Annotated in this window: 19 protein-coding genes; 8 read left to right on the top strand and 11 right to left on the bottom strand. The window is 70.5% G+C overall.

Features of this window, described 5'->3' with window-relative positions:
• The first annotated feature begins 244 nt into the window (after window positions 1-244).
• The 5 genes from AC07RM_RS27545 to AC07RM_RS27525 are packed head-to-tail and all read left to right on the top strand — an operon-like array spanning window position 245 to window position 6,445.
• Window positions 245-736 (top strand): formate dehydrogenase subunit gamma, encoded by a 492-nt coding sequence (locus tag AC07RM_RS27545; protein ID WP_495336589.1) that lies wholly within the window; start codon window positions 245-247, stop codon window positions 734-736.
• The gene (locus AC07RM_RS27540) at window positions 733-2,298 is read left to right on the top strand and encodes a formate dehydrogenase beta subunit (RefSeq protein WP_495336588.1); all 1,566 of its coding nucleotides are present in this window, start codon (window positions 733-735) and stop codon (window positions 2,296-2,298) included. The genes AC07RM_RS27545 and AC07RM_RS27540 overlap by 4 nt, the downstream gene beginning before the upstream one ends.
• A 21-nt stretch (window positions 2,299-2,319) precedes the next feature.
• Window positions 2,320-5,196 (top strand): formate dehydrogenase subunit alpha, encoded by a 2,877-nt coding sequence (gene fdhF, locus AC07RM_RS27535; RefSeq protein WP_296781797.1) that lies wholly within the window; start codon window positions 2,320-2,322, stop codon window positions 5,194-5,196.
• Between the two features lie 19 nt (window positions 5,197-5,215).
• Complete coding sequence (fdhD, locus tag AC07RM_RS27530) at window positions 5,216-6,100, top strand: formate dehydrogenase accessory sulfurtransferase FdhD (protein WP_495323088.1); 885 nt, start codon at window positions 5,216-5,218, stop codon at window positions 6,098-6,100.
• Window positions 6,101-6,142: 42 nt separating this feature from the next.
• The gene (locus AC07RM_RS27525) at window positions 6,143-6,445 is read left to right on the top strand and encodes a formate dehydrogenase subunit delta (protein WP_495336587.1); all 303 of its coding nucleotides are present in this window, start codon (window positions 6,143-6,145) and stop codon (window positions 6,443-6,445) included.
• 7 nt (window positions 6,446-6,452) lie between these two features.
• Here AC07RM_RS27525 and AC07RM_RS27520 read toward each other — a convergent pair whose 3' ends face one another.
• The 7 genes from AC07RM_RS27520 to AC07RM_RS27490 form a co-directional block, all read right to left on the bottom strand.
• A complete protein-coding gene (locus AC07RM_RS27520) occupies window positions 6,453-6,788 on the bottom strand; it encodes a hypothetical protein (protein WP_208513471.1) in 336 nt (111 codons plus the stop codon).
• Window positions 6,789-6,904: 116 nt separating this feature from the next.
• Window positions 6,905-10,996 carry a translocation/assembly module TamB domain-containing protein gene (locus AC07RM_RS27515; protein ID WP_495336586.1) on the bottom strand — a complete coding sequence of 1,364 codons (4,092 nt, stop codon included), beginning with the start codon at window positions 10,994-10,996 and terminating at the stop codon, window positions 6,905-6,907.
• 5 nt (window positions 10,997-11,001) lie between these two features.
• Complete coding sequence (locus tag AC07RM_RS27510) at window positions 11,002-12,945, bottom strand: autotransporter assembly complex protein TamA (RefSeq protein WP_208511231.1); 1,944 nt, start codon at window positions 12,943-12,945, stop codon at window positions 11,002-11,004.
• 135 nt (window positions 12,946-13,080) lie between these two features.
• Complete coding sequence (locus AC07RM_RS27505) at window positions 13,081-14,268, bottom strand: vWA domain-containing protein (protein WP_057590875.1); 1,188 nt, start codon at window positions 14,266-14,268, stop codon at window positions 13,081-13,083.
• 18 nt (window positions 14,269-14,286) lie between these two features.
• Window positions 14,287-14,874 (bottom strand): GNAT family N-acetyltransferase, encoded by a 588-nt coding sequence (locus AC07RM_RS27500; RefSeq protein ID WP_495336585.1) that lies wholly within the window; start codon window positions 14,872-14,874, stop codon window positions 14,287-14,289.
• A gap of 23 nt (window positions 14,875-14,897) precedes the next feature.
• A complete protein-coding gene (locus AC07RM_RS27495; RefSeq protein WP_057590877.1) occupies window positions 14,898-15,146 on the bottom strand; it encodes a hypothetical protein in 249 nt (82 codons plus the stop codon).
• A 13-nt stretch (window positions 15,147-15,159) separates the two neighbouring features.
• Window positions 15,160-16,014 (bottom strand): AAA family ATPase, encoded by an 855-nt coding sequence (locus AC07RM_RS27490; protein WP_093347752.1) that lies wholly within the window; start codon window positions 16,012-16,014, stop codon window positions 15,160-15,162.
• 148 nt (window positions 16,015-16,162) lie between these two features.
• On the opposite strand from AC07RM_RS27490, the gene AC07RM_RS27485 reads away from it, so the two are divergent.
• Window positions 16,163-16,858, top strand: a complete 696-nt coding sequence (locus AC07RM_RS27485; RefSeq protein WP_093347749.1) for a c-type cytochrome — start codon at window positions 16,163-16,165, stop codon at window positions 16,856-16,858.
• 85 nt (window positions 16,859-16,943) lie between these two features.
• Here the strand turns inward: AC07RM_RS27485 and AC07RM_RS27480 are convergent, their stop codons facing one another.
• The 3 genes from AC07RM_RS27480 to pcaH form a co-directional block, all read right to left on the bottom strand.
• Window positions 16,944-18,314 (bottom strand): MFS transporter, encoded by a 1,371-nt coding sequence (locus AC07RM_RS27480; RefSeq protein WP_495336584.1) that lies wholly within the window; start codon window positions 18,312-18,314, stop codon window positions 16,944-16,946.
• Between the two features lie 132 nt (window positions 18,315-18,446).
• Window positions 18,447-19,061 carry a protocatechuate 3,4-dioxygenase subunit alpha gene (pcaG, locus tag AC07RM_RS27475; RefSeq protein ID WP_495336583.1) on the bottom strand — a complete coding sequence of 205 codons (615 nt, stop codon included), beginning with the start codon at window positions 19,059-19,061 and terminating at the stop codon, window positions 18,447-18,449.
• Between the two features lie 22 nt (window positions 19,062-19,083).
• A complete protein-coding gene (gene pcaH / locus AC07RM_RS27470) occupies window positions 19,084-19,800 on the bottom strand; it encodes a protocatechuate 3,4-dioxygenase subunit beta (RefSeq protein WP_057590882.1) in 717 nt (238 codons plus the stop codon).
• Between the two features lie 134 nt (window positions 19,801-19,934).
• Between pcaH and AC07RM_RS27465 the strand changes: the two genes are divergently transcribed.
• Window positions 19,935-20,918 (top strand): LysR substrate-binding domain-containing protein, encoded by a 984-nt coding sequence (locus AC07RM_RS27465; RefSeq protein WP_495336582.1) that lies wholly within the window; start codon window positions 19,935-19,937, stop codon window positions 20,916-20,918.
• Between the two features lie 7 nt (window positions 20,919-20,925).
• On the opposite strand, the gene AC07RM_RS27460 is transcribed toward AC07RM_RS27465, so the two are convergent.
• On the bottom strand, window positions 20,926-21,360 hold the full coding sequence (locus AC07RM_RS27460; protein WP_208511236.1) for a DUF1841 family protein: 435 nt from the start codon (window positions 21,358-21,360) through the stop codon (window positions 20,926-20,928).
• Between the two features lie 342 nt (window positions 21,361-21,702).
• Between AC07RM_RS27460 and AC07RM_RS27455 the strand changes: the two genes are divergently transcribed.
• The coding region (locus AC07RM_RS27455; protein WP_495336581.1) for a hypothetical protein at window positions 21,703-25,724 on the top strand (4,022 nt) is incomplete at its 3' end.

Raw genomic sequence — 25,724 nt, 5'->3', positions numbered from 1 at the left:
TCAAGGTCATCCGCGCGCGATTCATCGACAGTGAATCCCGAGGCAGATGACCGCGCGCGGCTCCCGGTCCCCGCACAGGGAGGCGAGCGCGAATTGACGCCACGATGACAACGGATCCGCCGGCAGGCAGACAGCGGCGGACCGGCAACGGCACCAGATCGGACGGGACCATGACAACAGAAGCGCTGAACGCGTACGCAGCACCGCACCTGGCCGCACCCGCGGCCTGCGTGGAGGCCGGCCAATGAGCGAGGCCCTGCGACTTTCCGCGGCCGACGAACTGGCCGAGGTGCGCCGCGTGCTCGCCGCGCATGCGGACGAACAGGGCGCGCTGCTGCCGATCCTGCACGAGGTGCAGGACACGCTGGGCTACGTGCCCTCGCATGCGGTGCAGACCATCGCCGACGCGCAGAACCTCTCGCGCGCCGAGGTGCATGGCGTGATCACCTACTACCACCACTTCCGCGCCGAGCCGCCGGGCCGGCACGTGATCCAGATCTGCCGCGCCGAGGCCTGTCAATCGATGGGCGCCGATGCGCTGCTCGCGCATGCCGAGCAGCACCTGGGCTGCGCGGTGCACGGCACCACCAAGGACGGCGCCTTCACGCTCGAGCCGGCGTTCTGCCTCGGCCTGTGCGCCTCCTCGCCCGCGATGACGCTCGACGACGAGCCGCATGCGCGCGTCACGCCGCACCGTTTCGAAACCCTGGTCGCACAGGCGGGAGACTGCGCATGAACGCGACGGTGAAGATCTACGTGCCGCGCGACTCCGCGGCGCTCGCGGTCGGCGCCAATGCCGTGGCCCAGCGCATCGCGCAGGAGGCCGCTGCGCGCGGGCTCGCGATCGAGCTGGTGCGCAACGGCTCGCGCGGCATGCTGTGGCTCGAGCCGTTGGTCGAGGTCGAGACGCCCGCGGGCCGCATGGCCTACGGCCCGGTCACGGTCGACGAGGTGCCGGCGCTGTTCGATGCCGGCCTGGGCACGGGCGCGCGTTCGCATCCGCTGTCGCTCGGTCCCACCGACGAGATTCCCTACCTCACGAAGCAGGAGCGCCTGACCTTCGCGCGCGTCGGCATCACCGACCCCGTGTCGCTGACCGACTACCAGGCGCACGAGGGCTATGCGGGCCTGCGCGCCGCGCTCGCGATGGCGCCGGCCGACATCGTGCAGCAGGTGCTCGACTCGGGCCTGCGCGGCCGTGGCGGCGCGGCGTTTCCGGCCGGCATCAAGTGGAAGACGGTGCTCAACACGCCGTCGGAACAGAAGTACATCGTCTGCAATGCCGACGAGGGCGACTCGGGCACCTTCTCCGACCGCATGACGATGGAGGGCGACCCCTTCGTGCTGATCGAGGGCATGACCATCGCGGGCATCGCCACCGGCGCGACGCAGGGCTACATCTACGTGCGCTCCGAGTACCCGCACGCGATCGCCGCGCTCAACGAGGCGATCCGCCATGCGGAGGCCGCGGGCTTCCTCGGCGACAACGTGCTGCGCTCGGGCAAGCGCTTCCGGCTCGCGGTGCGCAAGGGCGCCGGCTCCTACGTCTGCGGCGAGGAGACGGCGCTGCTCGAGAGCCTCGAGGGCAAGCGCGGCATCGTGCGCGCCAAGCCGCCGCTGCCGGCCATCGAGGGCCTGTTCGGCCAGCCCACGCTGATCAACAACGTGATCACGCTGGCCAGCGTGCCGATCATCCTGGCGCGCGGCGCCACCTTCTACCGCGACTACGGCGTGGGCCGCTCGCGCGGCACCTTGCCGATGCAGCTGGCCGGCAACATCAAGCACGGCGGGCTGGTCGAGAAGGCCTTCGGCGTCACCTTGCGCGAACTGCTCTACGACTACGGCGGCGGCTCGGCCTCGGGCCGGCCGATCAAGGCGGTGCAGGTCGGCGGCCCGCTGGGCGCCTACCTGCCCGAGTCGCAGTGGGACCTGCCGCTGGACTACGAGGCCTACGCGGCCGTCGGCGGCACCGTGGGCCACGGCGGCATCGTGGTGCACGACGACACGGCCGACCTCTCGAAGCTGGCGCGCTACGCGATGGAGTTCTGCGCGCTCGAGTCGTGCGGCAAGTGCACGCCCTGCCGCATCGGCTCGACGCGCGGCGTCGAGGTCATCGACAAGATCCGCGGCAACCAGAACCGGCCGCAGCAGGTGATCCTGCTGCGCGACCTGTGCAACACCATGGTCCATGGCTCGCTGTGCGCGATGGGCGGCATGACGCCGTTCCCGGTGCTCTCCGCGCTCGACCACTTCCCGCAGGACTTCGGCATCGAGGCACCCGACCGCAAGGCCGCCTGAGCCCCCAGAGAAAGCAAAGACATGTTGAACCATCTCAAGGAAACCGACTACGGCACGCCCAAGCGCGAATCCGAGCGCGAGGTCACGCTGGAGATCGACGGCACCGAGGTCACGGTGCCGGCCGGCACCTCGCTGATGCGCGCGGCCGTCGACGCCGGCATCCAGGTGCCAAAGCTGTGCGCCACCGACAGCCTCGAGCCCTTCGGCTCGTGCCGGCTGTGCCTGGTCGAGATCGAGGGCCGCCGCGGCTTCCCGGCCTCGTGCACCACGCCGGCCGAGGCCGGCATGAAGGTGCGCACCCAGACGCCGAAGCTGCAGGACCTGCGCAAGGGCGTGATGGAGCTCTACATCTCCGACCATCCGCTCGACTGCCTGACCTGCTCGGCCAACGGCAACTGCGAGCTGCAGGACATGGCGGGCGTGACCGGCCTGCGCAACGTGCGCTACGGCTTCGATGGCGCCAACCACATCAAGAGCGAGAAGGACGAGTCGAACCCGTACTTCACCTACGACCCCTCCAAGTGCATCGTGTGCAACCGCTGCGTGCGCGCCTGCGAGGAAACCCAGGGCACCTTCGCGCTGACCATCAGCGGCCGCGGCTTCGAGTCGCGCGTGTCGCCGGGCCAGGACCAGCCCTTCATGGAGTCGGAGTGCGTGAGCTGCGGCGCCTGCGTCGAGGCCTGCCCCACCGCCACCTTGCAGGAGAAGTCGGTGATCTGGCTCGGCCAGCCCGAGCACAGCGTGATCACCACCTGCGCCTACTGCGGCGTGGGCTGCGCCTTCAAGGCCGAGATGAAGGGCAACGAGGTGGTGCGCATGGTGCCGTGGAAGGACGGCAAGGCCAATGACGGCCACTCCTGCGTGAAGGGCCGCTTCGCCTGGGGCTATGCCTCGCACCAGGACCGCATGCTCAAGCCCATGATCCGCCAGAAGATCACCGATCCGTGGCAGGAAGTGAGCTGGGACGAGGCCATCAACTACGCGGCCGGCGAGTTCAAGCGCCTGCAGGAGAAGTACGGCCGCAACGCCATCGGCGGCATCACCTCCTCGCGCTGCACCAACGAGGAAACCTACCTGGTGCAGAAGCTGGTGCGCGCGGGCTTCGGCAACAACAACGTCGACACCTGCGCCCGCGTGTGCCATTCGCCCACGGGCTACGGCCTGAAGCAGACGCTGGGCGAATCGGCCGGCACGCAGACCTTCCAGTCGGTCGAGAAGTCCGACGTGATCATGGTCATCGGCGCCAACCCGACCGACGGCCACCCGGTGTTCGCCTCGCGCATGAAGAAGCGGCTGCGCCAGGGCGCGAAGCTGATCGTGGTCGACCCGCGCCGCATCGACATCGTGAAGTCGCCGCACATCCGCGCCGCGCATCACCTGCAGCTGCGCCCCGGCACCAACGTGGCGGTGGTCACGGCGCTCGCGCACGTGATCGTCACCGAGGGCCTGATGGCCGACGCGTTCGTGGCCGAGCGCTGCGACACGGCCTCGTTCGCCGAATGGAAGGCCTATGTCGAGCGCCCCGAGCAGTCGCCCGAGGCCACGGAAGCCTTCACCGGCGTGCCGGCCGCCGAGATGCGCGCCGCCGCGCGGCTGTTTGCCACCGCCGGCAACGGCGCCATCTACTACGGCCTGGGCGTGACCGAGCACAGCCAGGGCTCGACCACCGTGATGGGCATCGCCAACCTCGCGATGGTCACCGGCAACGTGGGCCGCGAGGGCGTGGGCGTGAACCCGCTGCGCGGCCAGAACAACGTGCAGGGGTCGTGCGACATGGGCTCGTTCCCGCACGAGCTGCCGGGCTACCGCCACGTGTCGGACAGCACCACGCGCGGTTCCTTCGAGGCCGCCTGGGGCGTGCAGCTCGATCCCGAGCCGGGCCTGCGCATTCCCAACATGTTCGACGCCGCGATCGGCGGCAGCTTCAAGGGCCTGTACTGCGAGGGCGAGGACATCGTTCAGTCCGACCCCAACACCCAGCACGTGGCCGCCGCCATGATGGCGATGGAATGCGTGGTGGTGCAGGACATCTTCCTCAACGAGACCGCCAAGTACGCGCACGTGTTCCTGCCGGGCTCCTCCTTCCTCGAGAAGGACGGCACCTTCACCAACGCCGAGCGCCGCATCTCGCGCGTGCGCAAGGTGATGCCGCCGAAGGCCGGCCTGGCCGACTGGGAGGTCACGGTGAAGCTGGCGAACGCGCTCGGCTACCCGATGAGCTACAAGAACCCCGAGGCGATCATGGACGAGATCGCCGCGCTGACGCCGAGCTTCCACGGCGTGAGCTACAAGCGCATCGACGAGCTCGGCAGCATCCAGTGGCCCTGCAACGACGCGGCGCCCGAGGGCACGCCGACCATGCACATCGACAAGTTCGTGCGCGGCAAGGGCCGCTTCATCGTCACGCAGTACGTGCCGACCGACGAGAAGGTCACGCGCCGCTTCCCGCTGCTCCTGACCACCGGGCGCATCCTGTCGCAGTACAACGTGGGCGCGCAGACGCGGCGCACCGACAACAACATGTGGCACGGCGAGGACCGGCTCGAGCTGCATCCGCACGACGCCGAGGAGCGCGGCGTGAAGGACGGCGACTGGGTCGGCATCCAGAGCCGCGCGGGCGAGACGGTGCTGCGCGCCACGGTGTCCGAGCGCATGCAGCCGGGCGTGGTCTACACCACCTTCCACTTCCCCGAGTCGGGCGCCAACGTGATCACCACCGACAACTCCGACTGGGCCACCAACTGCCCCGAGTACAAGGTGACGGCGGTGCAGGTGATGCCGGTGATGCAGCCCTCGGCCTGGCAGCAGGAGTACAGCCGCTTCAACCGGGTGCAGAACGAGCTGCTCAGCGCGGCCTCGGCGCCCGCGCCGTCGAACGAGACGGTGCCGGCCAAGTAGGGCACGAGAGCGCAGCGCCATGAACATCGCCACCCTGCCGCTCGCGAGCGCCGACACGGCCGCCTTCTGCGAAGGCGCGCGGCTGCTGCCTGTGCGCGGCGTGCGCGGCGGCCAGCCGTTCGCGGTGCAGGACTGGGTGGCCGAGGAAGTGCCGGTGGCGCTCGAATACAACGGCATCTCGCATGCGGTGATGCTGGCCACGCCGCTCGACCTCGAGGACTTCGCGCTCGGCTTCTCGCTGAGCGAGGGCATCCTCGAGGCGGCGCACGAGCTCTACGGCAGCGAGGTCGAGAGCGCCGAGCGCGGCATCACGGTGCGCCTCGAGGTCTCGGCGGCTGCGTTCGCGCGCCTCAAGCAGCGGCGCCGCTCGCTGGCCGGGCGCACCGGCTGCGGCCTGTGCGGCACCGAGAGCCTGGCGCAGGTGGCGCGCGAGCTGCCGGTGCTGGCCGCGGGGCCGTCGTTCGAGCGCGCCGCGATCGGCCGCGCGATGGCGCAGTTCCAGTCGCTACAGACCCTACAGGAAGCCACCGGCGCGGTGCATGCCGCGGCCTGGTGCTCGGCCGACGGCGAGGTGGTGTGGCTGCGCGAGGACGTGGGCCGCCACAACGCGCTCGACAAGCTGGTGGGCGCGCTCGCGGCCAACGAGGTCGATGCCGCGGCGGGCTTCATCGCCGTGACCAGCCGCGCGAGCTTCGAGATGGTGCAGAAGGCCGCGATGGCCGGCGTCTCGCTGCTGGCGGCGGTGTCGGCGCCGACCTCCTTCGCGGTCGAGACCGCGCAGCGCGCCGGGCTCACGCTGGTGGGCTTCGCGCGGCGCGAGGACCTGGGGGTCTACAGCCACCCGCAGCGCCTGCCGGCCGACACGGTGCCGGCCGCGGCGGCCAACGGGCGTCGCCCGCATTGATGACGAACAACTTCACGACGACAACGAGCGGAGACACAGCGCATGCATGACCAGTCGGTGCAATTGATCAAGATGGCCAACCAGATCGGCACCTTCTTCGAGGCCCAGACCCCGTCGGACGCCGGGGCGGCCACGCACGCCATCGCGGCGCACCTCAAGTCCTTCTGGGCGCCGAGCATGCGGCTGGCGCTGGTGGAGAGCTTCGACCAGGGCAAGGCGCAGGCGATGCTGCCGATCGTGGCCACGGCCGTGCGTGACCACCGCGCCAAGCTTCTGCCCGACGGCGGGCACATGGTGGCCGAGGCGAAGCTGCTCTATCCGCAGGGCGGCGGCGACGCCGGTTGAAACCCCGCTAAACCGCTGCGTGCGACAAGGCCTTCGCCTCGCGCCGCTCGGCATTGCGCGCGCGGCGCCGCTCGTGCGCCTGCAGCAGCGATTCGTAGTAGAGGCCCAGCGGCATCGCCACGAACACCATGCCCGCGACGTAGATCACGAGGCTGGTGATGGGGAAGCTGTCGCCGCCCCAATGGGGAACGGAAGCCGCCGCCGCGATGGCGGCGACGATCGCGATCGTGGCGCGGAAAGCGCCGCGCAACCAGGCGATGCGGGTCTCGTCGCCCTGCGGTGCATCGTCTGCCAGACGGTCTGATGCCGTGTTCCTCCCGCCTTTGTCTCCGTGCTCGTTCATCGTCGGCTCCTTGGAAGGCGTCTTCGATGATTCTTATCACGCGCCATCGCGGGGTCAAGATCGAAGTCCCGTACGAAACGGGGCTTCGCGCATGCCGCGCGCGCCGCATGCGTACCTCAGTCGTACTTCACGGTGTAGATCAGGTCGAGGCCGCTGGTCTGCCCGGCCTGGCCGCGCAAGGTGAGGCGCTGCGTGAGGTCGTAGAAGATGAACAGCGTGCCGAAAGTGCCGCCGATGCTGCGCTCGTAGGTGACGTAGAAGTCCTTCGACAGCCGCTTGCCGAAGGTGACGGCCGAATCGCGCACGTCGCCGCCGCTGCCCGGGCCCTTGAAGCCCAGTTCGTCGAGGCCGAAGCGGCTGGCCAGGCTGCCGCCGCTGGCACCCTTGCTGATGCGCCCGAGTAGCGAGAGCGCGGCCTGCTGCAGCAGCGCCGACTCGCCGCCGCTGGTGGCCGAGGCGCGGCCCAGCACCACCCATGACAGCGTCTCGGCGTCGGACAGCGCGGGCTCCGAATAGAGCTTCACGCGCGGCGACTGCGCGCTGCCGCTGATCTGCACGCCGGCGCGCTGCGTGATGTTGGGCCGGATCGCGAGGATGTCGAGCTGCGGGTTGTCGTAGGGACCGTTGAAGCGCGCGATGCCGGTCTCCACGTCGAGCTGCTGGCCGTAGGCGCGGTACTGGCCCTTCACGGTCTTCACCTCGCCGGTGATGCGTGGCGGCGCATCGAGCCGCGTGCTGCGGATGTCGAGCTGGCCCTCGAGCCGGGTCGTGATGCCGCGGCCCTGCACCGCGAAGTCGTCGCCGAGGTCGAACTCGACCGCGATGTCGGGCGGCTTCGCGGTCTGCGGCTTCGCGGCCTGGGCCGCCTGCGCATCGCTGCGCGCGGCCTCGCGCTCGCGCGCCTCGGCCGCCTCGCGGTCCTTGGCGGCCGAGCGCACGATCACGTCGCTACCGAGGCTGGGCGCGGTCTCGTCGGGCAGGATGATCACGGCGCGGTCGGTCTTGAGCTTGCCGCGCACGATGAACTGCCGGTTCTCGAGCCGCGCCTGCAGGTCGCCCGAGAGCGTGACCTGGCGATCGGTGCGCACCAGCACGCGCAGCGCGCGCAGCTCGGCCTGCAGCGCCATGCGGATGCCGGGCGCGCCGGCGGCCGTGCCCGCGCCCGACCAGTTGAGTTCGCCGCGCGCGCTCAGCGTGCCGCCATCGGTGCCGGCCTCGCTGGCCGCGGTGCTGCGGTTGCCGCTCTGGCCCGCGATGCGCGCCGTGCTGCCGGCGCCGCCCTTGAGCGTGAACTCGGCGATCTCGACGCGGTCGCCCGACAGGTTGGCGCGCAGCCGGCCGTCGCGCAGGTCCAGGCCCTCGACCGGCGCGCGCAGCGCCAGCTTGTCGGCGCCCAGCGTGCCGTTCCAGCGCGGCGCCGCGCGGCTGCCCGAGAGCGTGGCATTGGCGTCGAGCGTGCCGGCCACGCGCCAGCCCGGCGGCGCGAGCATCGACCACACGCCGAGGTTCGGCAGCTTGGCGGCGATGCGGCCCGTGAGCGGCGCGTCGGGTGCCCATTGCCAGCCGCCGGCGCGCTGCTGGAAGCGCGTGCCGGCCTCGGCATCGATCTGGCCCGCGCGTTCGCTGTCCCAGGCCAGCGTGGCGCGCACGGCCTCGCCCTGGGCGTCGAGGCGCAGCTCGGCGCGGCGCAGCCCGGCCGGCGTGCTGGGGCTCAGGCCGGCCTCGCTGGAATTCATCTTGCGCTCGCTCGCGGTACCGGTGCCGCGGCTCTCGATGCGCGTGATCAGCGCGGCCTCGCCGGCCTGCACGCGAATGTCGCCGCTCTGGCGCGCAAGGCGGGCCTGGGCGCGCAGCGTATCGCCGGCATCGATGTCCCAGTCGCCGTCGAAGACCAGGTCGCCGCTGATGCCGAGCTCGCCGAAGGTGGTGCTGGCGCCGAAGGCCTCGGCCCAGGCCATCGGCAGGCCCTTGAGCTCGCCCTTCGACTGCACGCGGAACACGCGGTTGGTGGCGGCGCCGCTCTGGCTGAAGCGCAGCGGCTGCCAGTCGATGCGCACCGTGCCGGGCACCGGGCCGCGCAGGGTGGCGCCGGCGGCCGAGGCCTCGACCTCGAGGCGGTCGCTGCCGGTGCGCACCGTGGCCGTGACCTCGCGGCCGAGTTCGAGCACCCAGGGCGATTTCTGCGTGGCGGGCTGGGTGCTGTCCTGTGCCTGCAGCCGCAGGCTGGCGAGCGCGGCGCGCCATTGGCCGGCGCCCGCGAGGCCGCCGCTGGCGCGCGTGTCGAGCACCAGCTTCTGCGTGCCGGTGGCGGCCTCGCCCTGCAGCGACAGCGTGGCCTGCGCGATGCTGCCCGCGAGCTCGGCGCGCAGCGCGCTCAATTGCACCTGGGTTGCAGCGCCGCCGGCCTGGGCCGCGGGCAGCAGCAGGTCGAGCCTGGGCACGGTGAGGCTGGCCTTCAGGCTGGGTTCGGCGTTGCCGCGCGCGAGCGGCGCGGCGGGGTTCTGCAGCCGGCGCTGGAAGTTCTGCCAGCCGCCCTGCCAGCTCGCGTCGAGCCGGGCCGAGCCCTTCGCGCTGCGGCCAGCGAACAGGCCCGCCATCTCGGGCAGGCTCTCGATCCAGCGCTGCACGGCCTCGGTGTCGTCGATGCGGGCCTTGAGTTCGCCCGTGCCCTGCGCGGGCGCCATGCGGGCGTCGAGCTGCGCCTCGGCGCCGGGCATCACGAGCTTCAGGTTGCCGCTGCCGGCCTGCTCGGCCACGCGCACCTGCAGCTTGCCCTCGACGCTGGCGCGCTGCGCATCGATGCGCAGCGTGCGCAGGTCCAGCACCTGGTCCTTCCACTGGCCCTGGGCCAGCACGCGGTCGAGCCCGAAGCCCGGCAGCGCCTTGCTGCCGGCACCGCCCTCGGCGCGCAGCGCGAGGTCGAAGCCGATGCCGCCGTTGTCGTCATCGCGCTGCTGCGCGGTGACGCGGCCGCTGATCGGCGCGCCCGAGAGTTCGCTGTACAGCGCGCCCAGCCGCACGCCCTGCACGTCGGCGCGCGCCTGCCAGGGCGCGGGCGCGGGGCTCCAGCGGCCCGCGGCCTCGATGCGGCCGCCGCCCGTGCGCAGCGTGGCCTGCGGGATGTCCCAGTGGGTGCCGTCATAGCCGACCTGGGCCTGCAGCTGCTCGAGCGGCAGCTTGCCCTGGTCCCACGGGCCCGGCCGCGCGTTGCGCAGGTCGGCCTGGGCCTTCCAGGCGGCGGGACCGGTGGCGGCATCGGGCTCGAGCGCGACGCTGCCCGTGAGCAGCGTCTGCGGCGCGCCGGGCCACAGGCTCGACGCATCGACGTTGCGCAGGTCGGCCTTGGCCGCGATCACGGGCTGCGGCTGCCAGGGCGCGATGGTGGCTTCGAGCTTCGCCTCCATCGGCGCCTCGGCATCGGGCTCGGCCGGCGCCAGTTCGGCCTGAACGTTCAAACGCGCGTCGGCGCCCGCGAGCGTGCCCTGGATGCCGGCCTTGGCCAGCACCTCGAGGCTGCGTTCCTCGGGCAGCGGCGCCTTCACGCGGCCGTCGAGCGTCGCCTCGATCGCCATCGGCGCCGCGCCCTGCAGCTTCACGCGCGCGCTGTAGTGGCCTTCGGCGATGTCGACGCCCTCGACGTCGAGCTTGTGCTCGCCGCCGGTGTAGCGGTAGTGGCCCGCGAGCCGTTGCGCCTGCAGCGCGGGCGGGCCGGCCCAGCGCAGGTCGTCGATGCGGAACGGCAGGTCGACCTCGACTGGCAGCACGATCTTCTCGAGCGGCTCGGCGGGCTTGTCGCTGGGTGGGCCGCGCCGCTCGATCAGCAGCTGCGCCGCATGCACCTCGCCGAGCTGCACCTTGCGCTCGAACAGCGGCGCGAGCTGCCAGCCGATCTTCGCCTCGTGCACCTCGACCGCGAGGCTCTCGCTCTGCCAGCGCAGCCAGCCGATGCGCCCGCCGGTGCGCAGCGAGCCCGTGACCTCGCGGCTCTCGAGCGTCTGGCCGGCCGGCAGGTAGGCCGCGGCCTTGGCGAGCGCGAAGGCCAGCGACTGGTTCGAGCCCAGCCACCACCAGGCGGCGCCCAGCACCAGCAGCAGCGCGACGAACAGGCCGGCGACGGTCCAGGCCAGCGCGCGCAGGGCGCGGCGGGTGCGCGAGCGCCGGGCCGGCGGCGTGGGCGGGGTGGAGGTCTCGGTCGCTGCGTTCGCCATCGTGCTCAGAAGGTGAAGCCCAGCCGCACGTGCAGCCGGAACTTGCGCGTGTCCACGCCATAGGCCAGGTCGGCCTGCACCGGCCCGACCGGGCTGCGCCAGCGCGTGCCCACGCCCACGCCGACCTTGGGCTTGAGCTCGCTGGGCTTGTCGGCCACCGCGCCGGCATCGACGAACACCACGCTCTCGAAGTCGGTGAGCTTGTCCTTGTAGACGAAGGGGCGCTGCCACTCGAGGCTCAGCACGCCGAGGTAGCGGCCCGCCACCGTCTGGCCGTCGGCGCGCACCGTGCCGATGTCGCGATAGGCGTAGCCGCGCACCGTGGTGTCGCCGCCGGTCAGGAACATCAGGGTGGACGGGATCTGCGCCGAGTCCTTGCCGACCACCGCGCCGGCCTCGGCACGCAATTGCAGGCGGCTGCGGCGCGCCAGCGTGGCGGCGTCCTTGCCGTCGGCCCAGCCGACCGGCACGATGCCGAGCCAGCGAACGTAGGTGCGCGTGAACGGCAGTTGCTGGCCGGTCAGCGTGTAGCCCGCGGCCAGTTCGAGCGCGAGGCCGTAGCCGCGCCGCGGCGAGCCGTTGTCGTCGAAGTAGCGCCCGGTCCAGCCCCAGTTGGCGGTCACGGCCGAGGCCGAGGGCGGGGCGTCGGTGCCGCGGTTGGTCGCGTAGTCGTACTGCAGGAAGTAGCTGCGGTCGATGTGGTCGCTGGTCTTGTTGCGCCCGCCGCGCAGCCGGCCGCTGTCGACCACGTAGCTGCCCGACTGCTCGCTCTTGAGCTCGGCGCCCGAGAACCAGCGCCAGCCGTCGTCGCCGGGGATCGCCTTCCACTCGGTGCCGAGCGACTGGATGTCGCGGTCCACCGACAGCCGCGACACCGCGCGCCAGCCCAGCAGCGGCAACTGGTTGTGGATGTGGTCGATCGACAGGCGCGGCCCGTTGTCGGTGGTGAAGCCCACGCCCAGCACCACCTTCTGCAGCGGCGCCTCGCGCAGCTGCGCGATCACGGGCGCGGCCAGCGGCGTGCCGCTCTCGGTGTCGAGCGTGAGGAACACCGAATCGAAGTAGCCGCTGCTGGCCAGGCGCTGCTGGGCGTCGAGCAGCTTCTGCTGGTCGTAGTCGGCGCCGCTGGGCAGTTGCGCGATGCGGCGGATGCCGTCGGCGCTGTAGCGCTGGTTGCCGCGCAGGAGCAGCGGGCCGAACTTGTAGGCCGGGCCCGACTGGTAGGTGGCGCTGAGGCGGGCCTCGTGGCGGTCGGCATCGACCTCGGCGCGGCTGATCTCGATGTTGCCGGTGGGGAAGCGCTTGGCCGTGAGGCTGCGCAGCGCGACCGCCTTGGCGTCGTCCCAGGCCTGCTGGGTGAAGGGCTGGCCCGCGCGCAGCGCCCAGGCGGTGCGGATGGTGTCGCGTTGCGACTCGGCGCTCGGGTCGTCGGCGATCGGGCCGGCATAGCTGAGCTGCACGTTGCTCACGGTCGTGATCTCGCCGGGCTCGACGGTGACGACGATCTCGCGCGGCGCCTTGTCGCTCGCGGGCGTCTCGTGCAGCTCGAGCGTGAGCGCGGGCGTGAAGTAGCCGAGCGTGGCGAGCAGCTCGCGCGCATTGGCCTCGGCCGCGACCATCAGGCGCGAGATCTCGGTGGCGCCGAGGTCGTCGAGCGTCTTGTAGCGCTGGATCTCGAGGTGCAGCGAGAGGTACTCGCGCACGCTGTCGGGGCCGCGCACGTCGACCGAGAAGGCATCGCGGCGCTTGCCGTCCTTGCCCTCCCTCTCGCCGTCCGTGGACGCGGCGGCCGCGCGGTCGCCGCCGTCGCTCACCAGCGCGGGGGTGGACGCGGCCGAGTCGCCCGCGTCCTTTTTCGGCAGCAGGCTGCAGCCTTGCAAAAGCAGGACGCCGGAAAAAAGCAATGCCGGCCAACACGCCGGCAAAACGACACGAACCACCCTGAACATGGGCGACGATTCTGACAGCATGATCCGGCGCGTCCGTGTCGGACGCGTTCGGATACATGGATGTGCGGGCCGCCAGGCCCGCGCGGCCGGGGCTCGGGGGCGGTCAAGGCCCGGTATGCCGGGAGGTCTTTTCCGCTACTTGGACAGCAGCCGCATCGCCTCTTCGAGGCCGCGCAGGGTCAGCGGATACATGCGGTTGGACATCAGCTGCTGCATCACCGAGATGCTCTGGCGGTACTGCCACACGCCCTGGGGCTCGGGGTTGATCCAGGCGAACTTGGGGAAGGCGTGCGTGAGGCGCTGGATCCACTCGGCGCCGGCTTCCTCGTTGTTGTATTCGACGCTGCCGCCGGGCTGCAGGATCTCGTAGGGGCTCATGGTCGCGTCGCCCACGAAGATCAGCTTGTAGTCCTTGTTGTACTTGCGCAGGATGTCCCAGGTCGCGAACTTCTCCGAGAAGCGGCGCCGGTTGTTCTTCCACATGAAGTCGTAGACGCAGTTGTGGAAGTAGTAGAACTCCAGGTGCTTGAACTCGGTCTTCACGGCCGAGAACAGTTCCTCCACGCGCTGGATGTGCTCGTCCATCGTGCCGCCCACGTCCATCAGCAGCAGCACCTTGACGTTGTTGTGGCGCTCGGGCCGCATCTTGATGTCGAGGAAGCCGGCGTTGGCCGCGGTCGAGTGGATGGTGTCGTCGAGGTCCAGCTCTTCCTCGTGACCCTCGCGCGCGAACTTGCGCAGCCGGCGCAGCGCGACCTTGATGTTGCGCGTGCCGAGCTCCTGCGTGTCGTCGTAGTCCTTGTAGGCGCGCTGGTCCCAGACCTTGACCGCGCTCTTGTTCTTGCCGGCGCCGCCGATGCGGATGCCCTGCGGGTTGTAGCCGCCGTGGCCGAAGGGCGAGGTGCCGCCCGTGCCGATCCACTTGCTGCCGCCCTCGTGGCGCTCCTTCTGCTCCTCGAAGCGCTTCTTGAGCGTCTCCATCAGCTCGTCCCAGCCCATCTTCTCGATCTTGGCCTTTTCCTCGGCCGAGAACTCGCGCTCCAGTGTCTTGCGCAGCCAGTCGAGCGGCACTTCCTTGGTGAAGTCGGTCAGCATCTCCACGCCCTTGAAGTAGGCGGCGAAGGCGCGGTCGAACTTGTCGTAGTGCTTCTCGTCCTTCACGAGCGCGGTGCGCGAGAGGTAGTAGAAGTCGTCGAGGCCATAGGCGTCGTCGGAATTCGGGCCCACCACGTCGGCTTGCAGCGCCTCGAGCAGGGTCAGGTATTCCTTGACGGAGACCGGCAGCTTGGCCGAGCGCAGGGTGTAGAAGAAATCGATGAGCATGGGACGCTCCTTGGGGTTTCAGTCGCGCGGCTTGTCGAGCAGGTAGAGCAGCTGCGCCTTGACCTCGGGCCATTCGCCCGCGCGCAGGCTGTACATCACGGTGTCGCGGATGGTGCCGTCGCGGCGCATCGCGTGGCCGCGGATCACGCCGTCCTTCTTCGCGCCCAGGCGCTCGATCGCGCGCTGCGAGGCGTGGTTGAAGTTGTCGGTGCGCCAGCCCACCACGTTGCAGCCCAGGGTGTCGAAGGCATGCGTGAGCATCAGCAGCTTGCAGGTGGTGTTGACGTGGGTGCGCTGGCAGCGCTTGGCGTACCAGGTGTAGCCGATCTCCACGCGCTTCACGGCCGGCAGGATGTCGTGGAAGCTGGTGCTGCCGAGCACGGTGCCGGTGGCTGCCTCGGTCACGGCGAAGGCGAAGCGGTCGGCGGTCTTGAGCGCGGTCTCGATGTAGGCGCGCGTGTCCTGCGGCTCGGGCACCGAGGTCACGCGCAGCTTCCAGAGCTCGCCGTCGGCGGCCGCGGCGCGCAGGCCCTCTTCGTGCGCGAGCGCGAGTGGTACCAGCGCGAGGCCGCGCGATGTCAGGGTGGCGGGTTCGACGAAAGCCATGGTTGCGCGGTGTCTCGTGTCGTTCAGGGTGCCGGCTTGCCGTAGCGCCGGTCGTACCAGGCGCGCGCGAGCTGCACGCCCGCGCCGCCGCCGAGGCCGATCAGCAGGATGCCGAAGATCTCGCGGTTGCCGTAGCCGTTGGGGCCGAAGGCATCGAGGCCGAAGTACAGGCCGATCCAGCGGCCGAGCAGTGCGCCGGCGACGAACAGCACGGCCTGGGCCACGCCCAGCACCAGCAGCTGGCCGACGGGAGGCGATGGCCGCACAGGCATGACCGGCGCTGCCTCAGCGGTTGTTGCGCTGCATGAAGACCAGCTTCTCGAACAGGGTCACGTCCTGCTCGTTCTTGAGCAGCGCGCCCACCAGCGGCGGCACGGCGACCTTGTCTTCCTTGCTCTGCAGCGCCTCGAGCGGGATGTCCTCGGCCACCAGCAGCTTGAGCCAGTCGAGCAGCTCGGAGGTCGAGGGCTTCTTCTTCAGGCCGGGCAGGTTGCGCACGTCGTAGAAGGTCTTCATGGCCGCGGCCAGCAGTTCCTGCTTGAGGCCGGGGAAGTGCACGTCGACGATGCTGCGCATGGTCTCGGCATCGGGGAACTTGATGTAGTGGAAGAAGCAGCGGCGCAGGAAGGCGTCGGGCAGCTCCTTCTCGTTGTTCGAGGTGATGAAGACCAGCGGACGGTGCTTGGCCCGGATCAGCTCGCGCGTCTCGTAGCAGTAGAACTCCATGCGGTCGAGTTCGCGCAGCAGGTCGTTCGGGAATTCGATGTCGGCCTTGTCGATCTCGTCGATCAGCAGCGCCACCGGCTGCTCGGCCGTGAAGGCCTGCCACAGCACGCCCTTGACGATGTAGTTGTGGATGTCGCGCACGCGCTCGCCGCCATCCAGGTCCTTGAGCTGCGAGTCGCGCAGGCGGCTCACCGCGTCATACTCGTAGAGGCCCTGCTGTGCCTTGGTGGTCGACTTGATGTGCCACTGCAGCAGCGGCAGGTTCAGCGCCTGGGCCACTTCCTCGGCCAGCATGGTCTTGCCGGTGCCGGGTTCGCCCTTGACGAGCAGCGGGCGCTTGAGGGTGATGGCGGCATTGACCGCGAGCATCAGGTCCTGTGTCGCGACGTAGTTGTCTGAGCCCTTGAATTTCATGCGTGAACGGGAGGCTGTGGTGGAAAAGAACACACTCGATCGGCAACGTGCGTCCTTCGGGTCGGCCCGCACAGGCGCCCGCGGGAGCCTTGCATATAATCGAAAGTTGGTTCGAAAAACGGTATCTCCACGAGATTGTGCGCGCAAAATGAACAAGTTGTTGACCACGATGTTTGCCCTTGCTGTCGCTTGCGGGACGGTGTCGGTACAAGCCCAGCAAGTCACGGGCAAGCCCCAGGACGGCGCCAAGAAGGTCCAGATGTGCGTGGGTTGCCACGGCATCATCGGCTACCAGGCCAGCTTTCCTGAAATCCACAAGGTGCCGATGATCGCGGGCCAGAGCGCCACGTACATCACGGCGGCGCTCACCGCCTACAAGGGCGGCGACCGCAAGCACCCGACCATGCGCGCGATCGCCGACACGCTCACCGAGCAGGACATCGCCGACCTCGCTGCCTACTACAGCCAGCTCGGCGTGAAGGAAGGCGACGCGCCCCCGGCCGCGCTGGCCAAGGCCATGCCCGAGAACATCCAGGCGCTGATCAAGAAGAACGGCGAGGACAACAGCTGCACCAAGTGCCACGGCGCCAACTTCAACACCCCGAACGACGGCACCGTGCCCAAGCTGGCCGGCCAGCATGCCGACTACCTGTTCGTGGCGCTGAAGTCCTACCGCGTGAAGAACAACATCCACCTCGGCCGCTCGAACGCCGTGATGGCCGGCCAGGTCGAGCCGAAGAAGTTCAGCAACGCCGAGCTCAAGACCCTCGCGAGCTACATCGCCTCGGTGCCGGGCGAGCTCAAGACGGTGCCCGAGTCGCGCATCCACCACGCCGAGAAGTAACAGCGGGCGAGCCGGTCCGCCGGCCCTGCGCAAGAAGCAAAAGCCCGCGGACGCGGGCTTTTTGCTTTCCGGGTGGCGGGCGTGTTCAGTGCCCGGCCACCGCCCCGGCGTCCCGGCCGGCATCGGCCGCATGCGGGTGCACCACCTGCTTGACCAGCAGCGCCACGGTCGCGATCAGCGCCGGCACCGCCAGCACCGCGAAGATCTGGGCGAAGCCCAGCTGCCGGCTGGCCAGCTCGGCCACCAGGAACGAACCCGCGATGCCGCCGAAGCGGCCCAGGCCCAGCATCCAGGCGATGCCGGTGGCGCGGCCCTGCGTCGGGTAGAAGGCCGCGGCCAGCGCCGGCATCGAGGATTGCGCGGTGTTCATCAGCGTGCCGCCGAGCAGCACCGTCAGCACCAGCGCCGCGAGGCTGCCGAGCGACTGGCCGATCAGGTAGACGCTGACGGCGGTCAGCGCATAGCCGGTGGCGATCACCAGGTTGGCGTTGAAGCGGTCCATCAGCCAGCCGAAGAAGATGGCGCCCACGCCGCCGAGCGCGAACAGCGCCGAGATCACGGTCGCGGTCTGCGGCGGCACGCTGGCCTCGCGGAACAGGATCGGCATCCAGTTGATCATGGCGTAGAAGATCACCAGCCCCATGAAGTAGGCGATCCACAGCATGGCCGAGCCCACGAGGTAGCGCGGCGAGAGCACCAGCGCGAGGCCGCCGCCGCTGCCGTCCACGGGCGCCGGGCCGGCCTCGGTCAGCGTGAAGGCGCGCGCCTGCGCGGCGCTCTCCGAGATGCGGCGCAGCACGGCGCGGATGCGCTCGGCGGCGTACTTCTTCGCGACCATGTAGCGCGCCGACTCGGGCAGCAGCGCCGCCATCAGCAGCACCAGCAGCAGCGGCGCGATGCCGCCGAGCACCAGCACGCTGCGCCAGCCCAGGTGCGGAATCATCCAGGCCGCGAGGAAGCCGCCGAGCGCCGCGCCCAGCGGGAAGCCGCAGAACATGGTGTTGGTGATGGTGGCGCGCCGGTGGCTCGGGCAGTACTCGCTCATCAGCGTCACCGCGTTGGGCATGGCCGCGCCCAGGCCGAGCCCGGTGACGAAGCGCAGCCCCACCAGCTGCGGCATGTTCTGCGAGAAGGCCGAGGCCAGGCAGCCCAGGCCGAACACCAGCACGGCGCCCACCAGCACGCGCTTGCGGCCGAGCCGGTCGGCCAGCGGCCCGGCCAGCAGCGCGCCGGCCGCGAGCCCGAACAGCGCCGCGCTGAGTACCGGCGCGAGCGCCATCTTGCTGGCGCCCCATTCGCTCGCGAGCGAGGGCGCGATGTAGCCGATGGCCGAGGTGTCGAAGCCGTCGAGCAGCACCACGAGGAAGCTCAGCGCGAAGATGCGCCACTGGAAGGCCGAGAAGGGATGCCGGTCGAGGAATGACTGGACGTCCAGGGAAGCCGAGGGGGATGACATGCGTTGCTCCGTGTTGGAATGGTTTTGCGATGCGCAGCGGCGAGCGCGCGGCCGCCTTGCGGCTGCCGCGCTGTAAAGAAGAAGTCCGGGTACGAAAAAGCCGGCGCGGTGGCCGGCTTCGGGTTCAGGCGCTCAGACGTCGAAGAAGGCGGTTTCCTCCGCCCCCTGCATGCGGATGTCGAAGCGGTAGCTCACTGCGCCGCCGCGCTCGATGCGCTGCGCGACCAGCGTGTGGCGGCGCTCGGCCGGCACGCTCTGCAGCACCGCGTCCCTGGCGTTGGCCTCGGCCTCGTCGCTGAAGTACACGCGCGTGAAGGCATGCAGCAGCAGGCCGCGCATCAGCACGATCACGTTGATGTGCGGCGCCTCGCCGGGCGACTCGGCGCCGGGCTTCACGGTGTGGAACACGAAGCGGTTCTGCGCGTCGGTGCCGGTGCCCACGCGGCCGAAGGCGCGAAAGCCCAGTTCGCGTGCCTGCGCCGGCGTCTGCGGATAGCGGCCCTCGCCGTCGGGCTGGCTGATCTCGACCAGCGCGTCGTTGATGGCATTGCCGTCGCCGTCGATCACCCGGCCCTCGAGGCGGATGCGTTCGCCGGTGGCATCGTCCAGCGCCAGCACCGCGTCGAAGGGCTGGTCGAAGTCGTAGCCGTACTGCGTGGCGGTGAGGCCGTAGGCGAAGTAGGGGCCCACGGTCTGGGAGGGCGTCTGGCCGAAGTCGGCTTCCTGGGCGCTCATCAGTTTGCTCATGGCGTGTCTCTTTCTTCTTCGCTCAGCGGTTCTCGAACGGCGTTTCGTCGGCGCCGCGCAGCACCATGTCGAACTGGTAGCCGAGCGCATAGCCTTCCTCGGTGATGTCGAGGCTGAAGTCGGCGATCAGCCGGTTGCGGTAGCGCTCGGGCGTGCCGGTGACCATCGGGTCGTACTGCAGCAGCGGGTCGCCCGGGAAGTACATCTGCGTGACCAGGCGGCTCGCGAAGCTCTGGCCGAACAGCGACAGGTGGATGTGCTGCGGACGCCAGGCGTTCGGATGGTTGCCCCAGGGATAGGCGCCGGGCTTGATCGTGAGGAAGCGGTAGCGGCCCTCGCTGTCGGTCAGGCAGCGGCCCGCGCCGAGGAAGTTGGGGTCGAGCGGTGCGTCGTGTTGGTCGACCTTGTGCACGTAGCGGCCCGAGGCGTTGGCCTGCCAGAGCTCGACCAGCGTGTTGGCCACCGGGCGGCGGCGCTCGTCGAGCACCTGGCCCGTGAGGATCATGCGTTCGCCCAGCGGCTCGCCGTTGCGGCGCGCGTTGCGCGTGAGGTCGTGGTCGAACTCGCCGATGCTCTCGTGGCCGTAGACCGGCTGCTGCAGCTCGCCGAGCGAGGCCTTGAGCGGGATCAGCGGCTTCTGCGGACCGCGCTTCACGGTCGACTTGTAGCCGGGGTAGACGTAGCTGGGATGGGCGTCCCAGTCACGCGGGGTGAGCTGGGGCTGGGTCTTGGTCAACATGCCTGTTGTCTCCTGTCGTGGGACGGACCGGGTCCGCATGGGCGAATTCTGGAATCCCGCTTCGATGATGTAAATTGAAGATTGATTCCGTTTCAATAACCATTGGTAATCCAGAAGACGAGGACAAGGGGCCGATGACGAGCGACCTGCGGCTGGATTTCGTGCGCAACGTGCAGCTGCGCCACCTGCGTTGCCTGGTGGCGGTGGCGCAGGAGCGCCACCTGGCGCGCGCGGCCGAGCGGCTGGCGCTGAGCCAGCCCGCGGTGTCGAAGACGCTGTCGGAGCTCGAGGGCATCGCCGGCACGCGGCTGGTCGAGCGCAGCAGCGCCGGGCGGCGTGGCGTGCAGGGGCTCACGCCGGCCGGCGAGCAGCTGCTCGCGCATGCGCTCAAGGTGCTCGAGGCGCTCGAGGCCAGCGCCGAGGCCGTCGCGCCCACGGCCGCAGGGCGCGTCGAGCGGCTGCGCATCGGTGCGCTGCCCAGCGTCGCGCCCGCGCTGCTGCCGGCCGCGCTGGCGCGGCTGCGCGGCCTCTGGCCCGCGGTGCAGGTGGTGGTGAAGAGCGCGGCCAACCCGGTGCTGCTCGACGAGTTGCGCGCCGGCGAGCTCGACCTGGTGGTCGGCCGCATGAGCGATCCGCGGCTGATGGGCGGCCTGAGCTTCGAGCTGCTGCACACCGAGCCGCTGGTGTTCGCGGTGCGCACCGGCCATGCGCTCGCGCACCGGCCGGTGTCGGTGCAGGCCGTGCTCGACTATCCGCTGATGGTCTACGGCGAGGGCACGATCCCGCGCCACAACACCGAGAGCTTCCTGTCGGCGCGCGGTCTCGCGCTGCCGGCCAACACCCTGCAGACGCTCGACGTCGCGCTGGCGCGCGCGCTGGTTGCGCTGTCGGATGCCGTGTGGATCACGCCGCTGGGCGCGGCGCGCGGCGAGCTGGCCGACGGCCGCATGGTGCGGCTGCGCATCGACACCGCCGGCACTGAGGAGCCCGTGGGCCTGCTGCAGCGCAGCGATGCCGAGCCCTCGGCGCTGCGTACCGCGATGGCGGGGCTGCTGCGCGAGGCCGCGAAGCCGCAGGGCTCGCTGCCGGCGCGGCGGCGCGGGGCGTCGGCGGGATAGCCGGGCCTCAGTCCTTCGTGGCGCGGCGCTGCACGCAGGCCACGTAACCATCGCCGTCGGGTGGGCGCCCCGCGCGCTGGCTCTCCCACATCATCTGCCCCAGGCATTCCATCGCCTCGTGATGCGCATCGAGCAGCGAACCGCGGCGCGCGGCCAGCAGCTCGACCGCCTGGCGGATGCCGCGCGGCTGGTCGATCGAGCACTGCTCGCTGATCGACAGGTGCATCGACAGATGCAGGAACGGGTTCTCGCGGCCGTTCGCGCCGTCGTAGACCCGCGCCACCGCCGCGTCGGCGTCGAGCAGGTCCTCGTGGTACTCGGGGTGCGCCTCGATCCAGCCGGCGGCGATGGTCTCGAGTGCTTCCATCGGCAGGCCCTGGCGGTGCTTGGCGTACACGTCGCAGAAGAAGCGGCGCACGTCTTCCTGGGAGGGGTTGAACATATATAGATAGGCAGAGAAGAAGCGGAGGGGACGCAGGCCGCGAGGCCGTGGGCACGTGCGCGGCGATGACGCATAACGCAGGTCCGTGGCGCTTGCGCGTGTCGGCCGAAAACCCCTGGGGTCGGGCCGGCGTTCCGGGGCGCACACGTTACATCGTTACGTAACGAATCGAGAAAAGACCTCGGTGAAAGCCCTCGCAAGCCGTCTCGCGAAGGACTGATTTGAAAGAAAAACCCAAGCAGATCAACGAGTTGCGGCGGTCGACGGGCAGTGGGTGCAAGGCCGCGAAAAGGCGGCACGCAAGTTGCCCCTGTAGTTCCATCTTTTGTCACAGAGGCCGCCATGACTGCACCACAAGCATCGACCCCTTCGACCGCGGGAACTGCCGATAACGGCGTTGCTCCAGTGGTCATCGCCCAGGCCACCGCAACGCCGATCGCCCCCATGGGCTCGGCACCGGTGGTCGCACCCTCCGCGCCTGTCGCGACGGGGCCCGCCAGCATCGGATCGCTATCCAATGCTACGCCGGGCACGGTCGTCATGCGCGATGGCGTGTCGATTCCCGTCGACGGCGGCCATTCGCTGATGGCCGGCGATCGCGTGATCGTTCCCGACGGTGGCCAGGCCAACGTCCTGTTCCCCGGCTCGGCCGGCAACAAGGCGCCGCTGGCCGGCGTCTTCACCGGCGGCACCGATGCCACCGTGGGTTCCACCAAGCTGCCTGGCGGCCTCGAGCAGGTGAACGTCGACGTGGCTTCGGGTGACCTGCAGGTCACGCCGCCCGACAGCGATGCGGATGCCGCCGCGCTGGCCGTCACCAAGAAGCTCGCTGCCGGCAGCGGCATCGGCCTGGGCGAGTTCGCCCTCGGCGCGCTGGGCGCGGCCGCACTGGGTGCCGCACTGAGCGGTGGCGGTGGTGGCGATGGTGGCTTCATTCCTTTCCAGATTCCAGGCGGCGTGGGTGAGTCCGACGCCGATGCCGACGCGGACGCCGATGCGGACGCGGATGCCGATGGCGATGCGGACGCCGATGCCGACGCGGATGCTGATGCCGACGCGGACTCGGATGCCGACGCTGACGCTGACGCCGATGCGGATGCTGACGCCGATGCCGACGCCGATGCCGATGCCGATGCCGACGCCGATGCGGACGCTGACGCCGATGCCGATGCCGATGCGGATGCAGACGCCGATGCCGATGCGGACGCTGATGCGGATGCCGATGCGGATGCCGATGCGGACGCTGATGCCGATGCCGACGCCGACGCCGATGCAGACGCTGATGCCGATGCAGACGCTGACGCCGATGCCGATGCCGACGCTGACGCCGATGCCGATGCCGATGCCGATGCCGACGCTGACGCTGACGCTGACGCTGACGCCGATGCCGATGCCGATGCCGATGCCGATGCCGATGCCGATGCCGATGCGGATGCGGATGCAGACGCCGATGCGGACGCTGACGCTGACGCTGACGCCGATGCAGATGCAGATGCAGATGCCGACGCGGACGCGGATGCCGACGCAGACGCAGACGCCGACCACCTCCTCGATCCGGGCGACGGCCTCGTCAACCACGTGATCGATGCCGTGGACGACACCCTCGGCCTGGGCGGCGCGCTCGACCCGGTGAAGCCGGTGGTCGATGGCGTCACCGACCTGCTCGACGACGTGCTCTCGCCGATCGTCGGCGAAGAGTTCACGCCCGACGATCCGAACGAGTTCGACCCGGTCGACACGGCCGTGGACAACCTGACCAACGGCGTGGGCGGCGCGGTCGCTCCGGTCGTCGATGCCCTGCTGGGCAACGGCGTGACCGATGCGCTGATCGGCTCGCTCAACGGCCAGGTCGACTACGTCACCGACGCCCTGGGCAACGCCCTCGAGAACGTGCTGGGCAGCGATGGCCTGCTCGGTGGCGTGACCACCGGCCTGGGCATCGACGGCCTCGTCGACGGCCTGCTGGGCACCGACGGCACCATCGGCCAGGTGGTCGATGGCCTGCTCGGCGAAGGCAGCCTGCTGGGCAGCGCGCTCGGCGAAGACGGCCTCGTGGGCCAGCTGCTCGGCGACGACGGTCTGGTCGGTGGCCTGATCGGCGAAGGCACCGCGGTCGGCAGCCTGCTCGACACCCTGCTGGGTGACGGCGGCCTGCTCGGCGGCGTGGGCGGCGAAGGCGGCCTGCTGAGCGGCCTGCTCGGCCCGGCCCTCGGTTCCGACGGCCTGCTGGGCAGCCTGATCGGTGAAGACAGCGCCCTGGGCGGCCTGCTGGGCGAAGACGGCCTGGTCGGTGGCCTGCTCGGCGACGACGGCCTGCTCGGCGGCCTGCTGGGCAGCGAAGGCCTCGCCGGCGGCCTGCTCGGCGAAGGCGGCATCGTGGACAGCCTGCTGGGCCCCGATGGCCTGGTCGGTGGCCTGCTGGCCGACGGCCCGCTGGGCGGCCTGCTCGGCGGTGAAGACGGTCTGCTCGGCGGCCTGCTGGGCGACGACGGCCTGCTGGGTGGCCTGCTCGGCGACGACGGCCTGCTCGGTGGCGTGCTCGGCGACGACGGCATCCTCGGTGCCGGCGGCCCGCTCGGCGGCCTGCTGGGTGGCGACGGCCTGCTCGGTGGCCTGCTGGGCGACGACGGTCTGCTGGGCGGTCTGCTCGGCGACGACGGCCTGCTCGGCGGCGTGCTGGCCGACGACGGTCTGCTCGGTGGCCTGATCGGCGGCGATGGCCTGCTGGGCGGTCTGCTCGGCGACGACGGCCTGCTCGGTGGCGTGCTCGGTGACGACGGCCTGCTCGGCGGTCTGCTGGGCGACGACGGCATCGTCGGCGGCCTGCTCGGCGAGGACGGCCTGGTGCCGAGCCTGCTGGGTCCGGACGGCCTGGTCGGCGGCCTGCTGGCCGAAGACGGCCTGGTCGGTGGCCTGATCGGCGAAGACGGCCTGCTGGGCGGTCTGCTCGGTGGCCTGCTCGACGGCGGTGGCGGCGGCACGGGTGCCCAACTGCTCGACCCGACCGACAGCATCGTCGGCGGCCTGGTCGACGGTCTCAACGACGGCTTGCTCGGCGAGCTCGGCCTGGGCGACGTGCTCGCCCCGGTGGTCGGCCTGACCGACAGCCTGACCGATACCGTGAGCGGCCTGCTGGGCCCGGTGCTCGGCGATACCTTCACGCCGAACGACCCGAACGTGCTGGATCCGGTGGACGACCTCGTGGGCCAGGTCACCGACGGTGTCGGCGGTCTGCTGAGCCCGCTGACCGACCAGCTGCTGGGGGCAGGCACCACCGACGCGCTGCTGGGCGCGGTGGGCACGCAGGTCGACTTCCTGACCGATGGCGTGGCGAATCTGATCGGCGGCGATGGGCTGCTGGGTGGCGTGCTGGGCGACGACGGTCTGCTGGGCGGCTTGCTCGGCGGTGACGGTGGTCTCCTGGGTGGCGTGCTGGGCGACGACGGTCTGCTGGGCGGTCTGCTCGGTGGCGACGGTGGCCTGCTGGGTGGTGTCCTGGGTGACGACGGTCTGCTGGGCGGTCTGCTCGGTGGCGACGGTGGTCTCCTGGGTGGCGTGCTGGGTGACGACGGTCTGCTGGGCGGTCTGCTCGGTGGGGACGGCGGCCTGCTCGGCGGCATCCTGGGTGACGACGGTCTGCTGGGCGGCTTGCTCGGCGGTGACGGTGGTCTGCTGGGTGGCGTGCTAGGCGATGACGGCCTGCTGGGCGGTCTGCTCGGCGGTGACGGTGGTCTCCTGGGTGGCGTGCTGGGTGACGACGGCCTGCTGGGCGGCTTGCTCGGCGGCGACGGTGGCCTGCTGGGTGGCGTGCTGGGTGACGACGGTCTGCTGGGCGGCTTGCTCGGCGGTGACGGTGGTCTCCTGGGTGGCGTGCTGGGCGACGACGGCCTGCTGGGCGGTCTGCTCGGCGGTGACGGCGGCCTGCTGGGTGGTGTCCTGGGCGACGACGGTCTGCTGGGCGGCTTGCTCGGCGGTGACGGCGGCCTGCTGGGTGGCGTCCTTGGCGACGACGGCCTGCTGGGCGGTCTGCTCGGCGGCGACGGTGGCCTGCTGGGTGGTGTCCTGGGTGACGATGGCCTGCTGGGCGGTCTGCTCGGCGGCGACGGTGGCCTGCTGGGTGGTGTCCTGGGTGACGACGGCTTGCTGGGCGGTCTGCTCGGCGGCATCCTGGGCGACGACGGCCTTCTGGGCGGTGTCCTCGGCGGTGACGGCGGCCTGCTCGGCGGTGTGCTCGGCGGTGACGGCGGTCTGCTCGGCGGTGTTCTTGGCGATGGCGGCCTGCTGGGTGGCGTGCTCGGCGGTGACGGCGGCCTGCTCGGCGGCATCCTGGGTGACGACGGCCTGCTGGGCGGCGTGCTCGGCGG

The organism is Variovorax sp. GW821-FHT09B05, from assembly GCF_059418265.1.
The sequence above is the reverse complement of the archived record's forward strand: the minus strand, read 5'-3'. Positions and strand labels throughout refer to the sequence as shown.

Coding starts and splice junctions, on each gene's coding strand:
- AC07RM_RS27545 (WP_495336589.1), top strand. CDS start 245: ATGAGCGAGGCCCTGCGACTTTCCGCGGCCGACGAACTGGCCGAGGTG.
- AC07RM_RS27540 (WP_495336588.1), top strand. CDS start 733: ATGAACGCGACGGTGAAGATCTACGTGCCGCGCGACTCCGCGGCGCTC.
- fdhF (WP_296781797.1), top strand. CDS start 2,320: ATGTTGAACCATCTCAAGGAAACCGACTACGGCACGCCCAAGCGCGAA.
- fdhD (WP_495323088.1), top strand. CDS start 5,216: ATGAACATCGCCACCCTGCCGCTCGCGAGCGCCGACACGGCCGCCTTC.
- AC07RM_RS27525 (WP_495336587.1), top strand. CDS start 6,143: ATGCATGACCAGTCGGTGCAATTGATCAAGATGGCCAACCAGATCGGC.
- AC07RM_RS27520 (WP_208513471.1), bottom strand. CDS start 6,788: ATGAACGAGCACGGAGACAAAGGCGGGAGGAACACGGCATCAGACCGT.
- AC07RM_RS27515 (WP_495336586.1), bottom strand. CDS start 10,996: ATGGCGAACGCAGCGACCGAGACCTCCACCCCGCCCACGCCGCCGGCC.
- AC07RM_RS27510 (WP_208511231.1), bottom strand. CDS start 12,945: ATGTTCAGGGTGGTTCGTGTCGTTTTGCCGGCGTGTTGGCCGGCATTG.
- AC07RM_RS27505 (WP_057590875.1), bottom strand. CDS start 14,268: ATGCTCATCGATTTCTTCTACACCCTGCGCTCGGCCAAGCTGCCGGTC.
- AC07RM_RS27500 (WP_495336585.1), bottom strand. CDS start 14,874: ATGGCTTTCGTCGAACCCGCCACCCTGACATCGCGCGGCCTCGCGCTG.
- AC07RM_RS27495 (WP_057590877.1), bottom strand. CDS start 15,146: ATGCCTGTGCGGCCATCGCCTCCCGTCGGCCAGCTGCTGGTGCTGGGC.
- AC07RM_RS27490 (WP_093347752.1), bottom strand. CDS start 16,014: ATGAAATTCAAGGGCTCAGACAACTACGTCGCGACACAGGACCTGATG.
- AC07RM_RS27485 (WP_093347749.1), top strand. CDS start 16,163: ATGAACAAGTTGTTGACCACGATGTTTGCCCTTGCTGTCGCTTGCGGG.
- AC07RM_RS27480 (WP_495336584.1), bottom strand. CDS start 18,314: ATGTCATCCCCCTCGGCTTCCCTGGACGTCCAGTCATTCCTCGACCGG.
- pcaG (WP_495336583.1), bottom strand. CDS start 19,061: ATGAGCAAACTGATGAGCGCCCAGGAAGCCGACTTCGGCCAGACGCCC.
- pcaH (WP_057590882.1), bottom strand. CDS start 19,800: ATGTTGACCAAGACCCAGCCCCAGCTCACCCCGCGTGACTGGGACGCC.
- AC07RM_RS27465 (WP_495336582.1), top strand. CDS start 19,935: ATGACGAGCGACCTGCGGCTGGATTTCGTGCGCAACGTGCAGCTGCGC.
- AC07RM_RS27460 (WP_208511236.1), bottom strand. CDS start 21,360: ATGTTCAACCCCTCCCAGGAAGACGTGCGCCGCTTCTTCTGCGACGTG.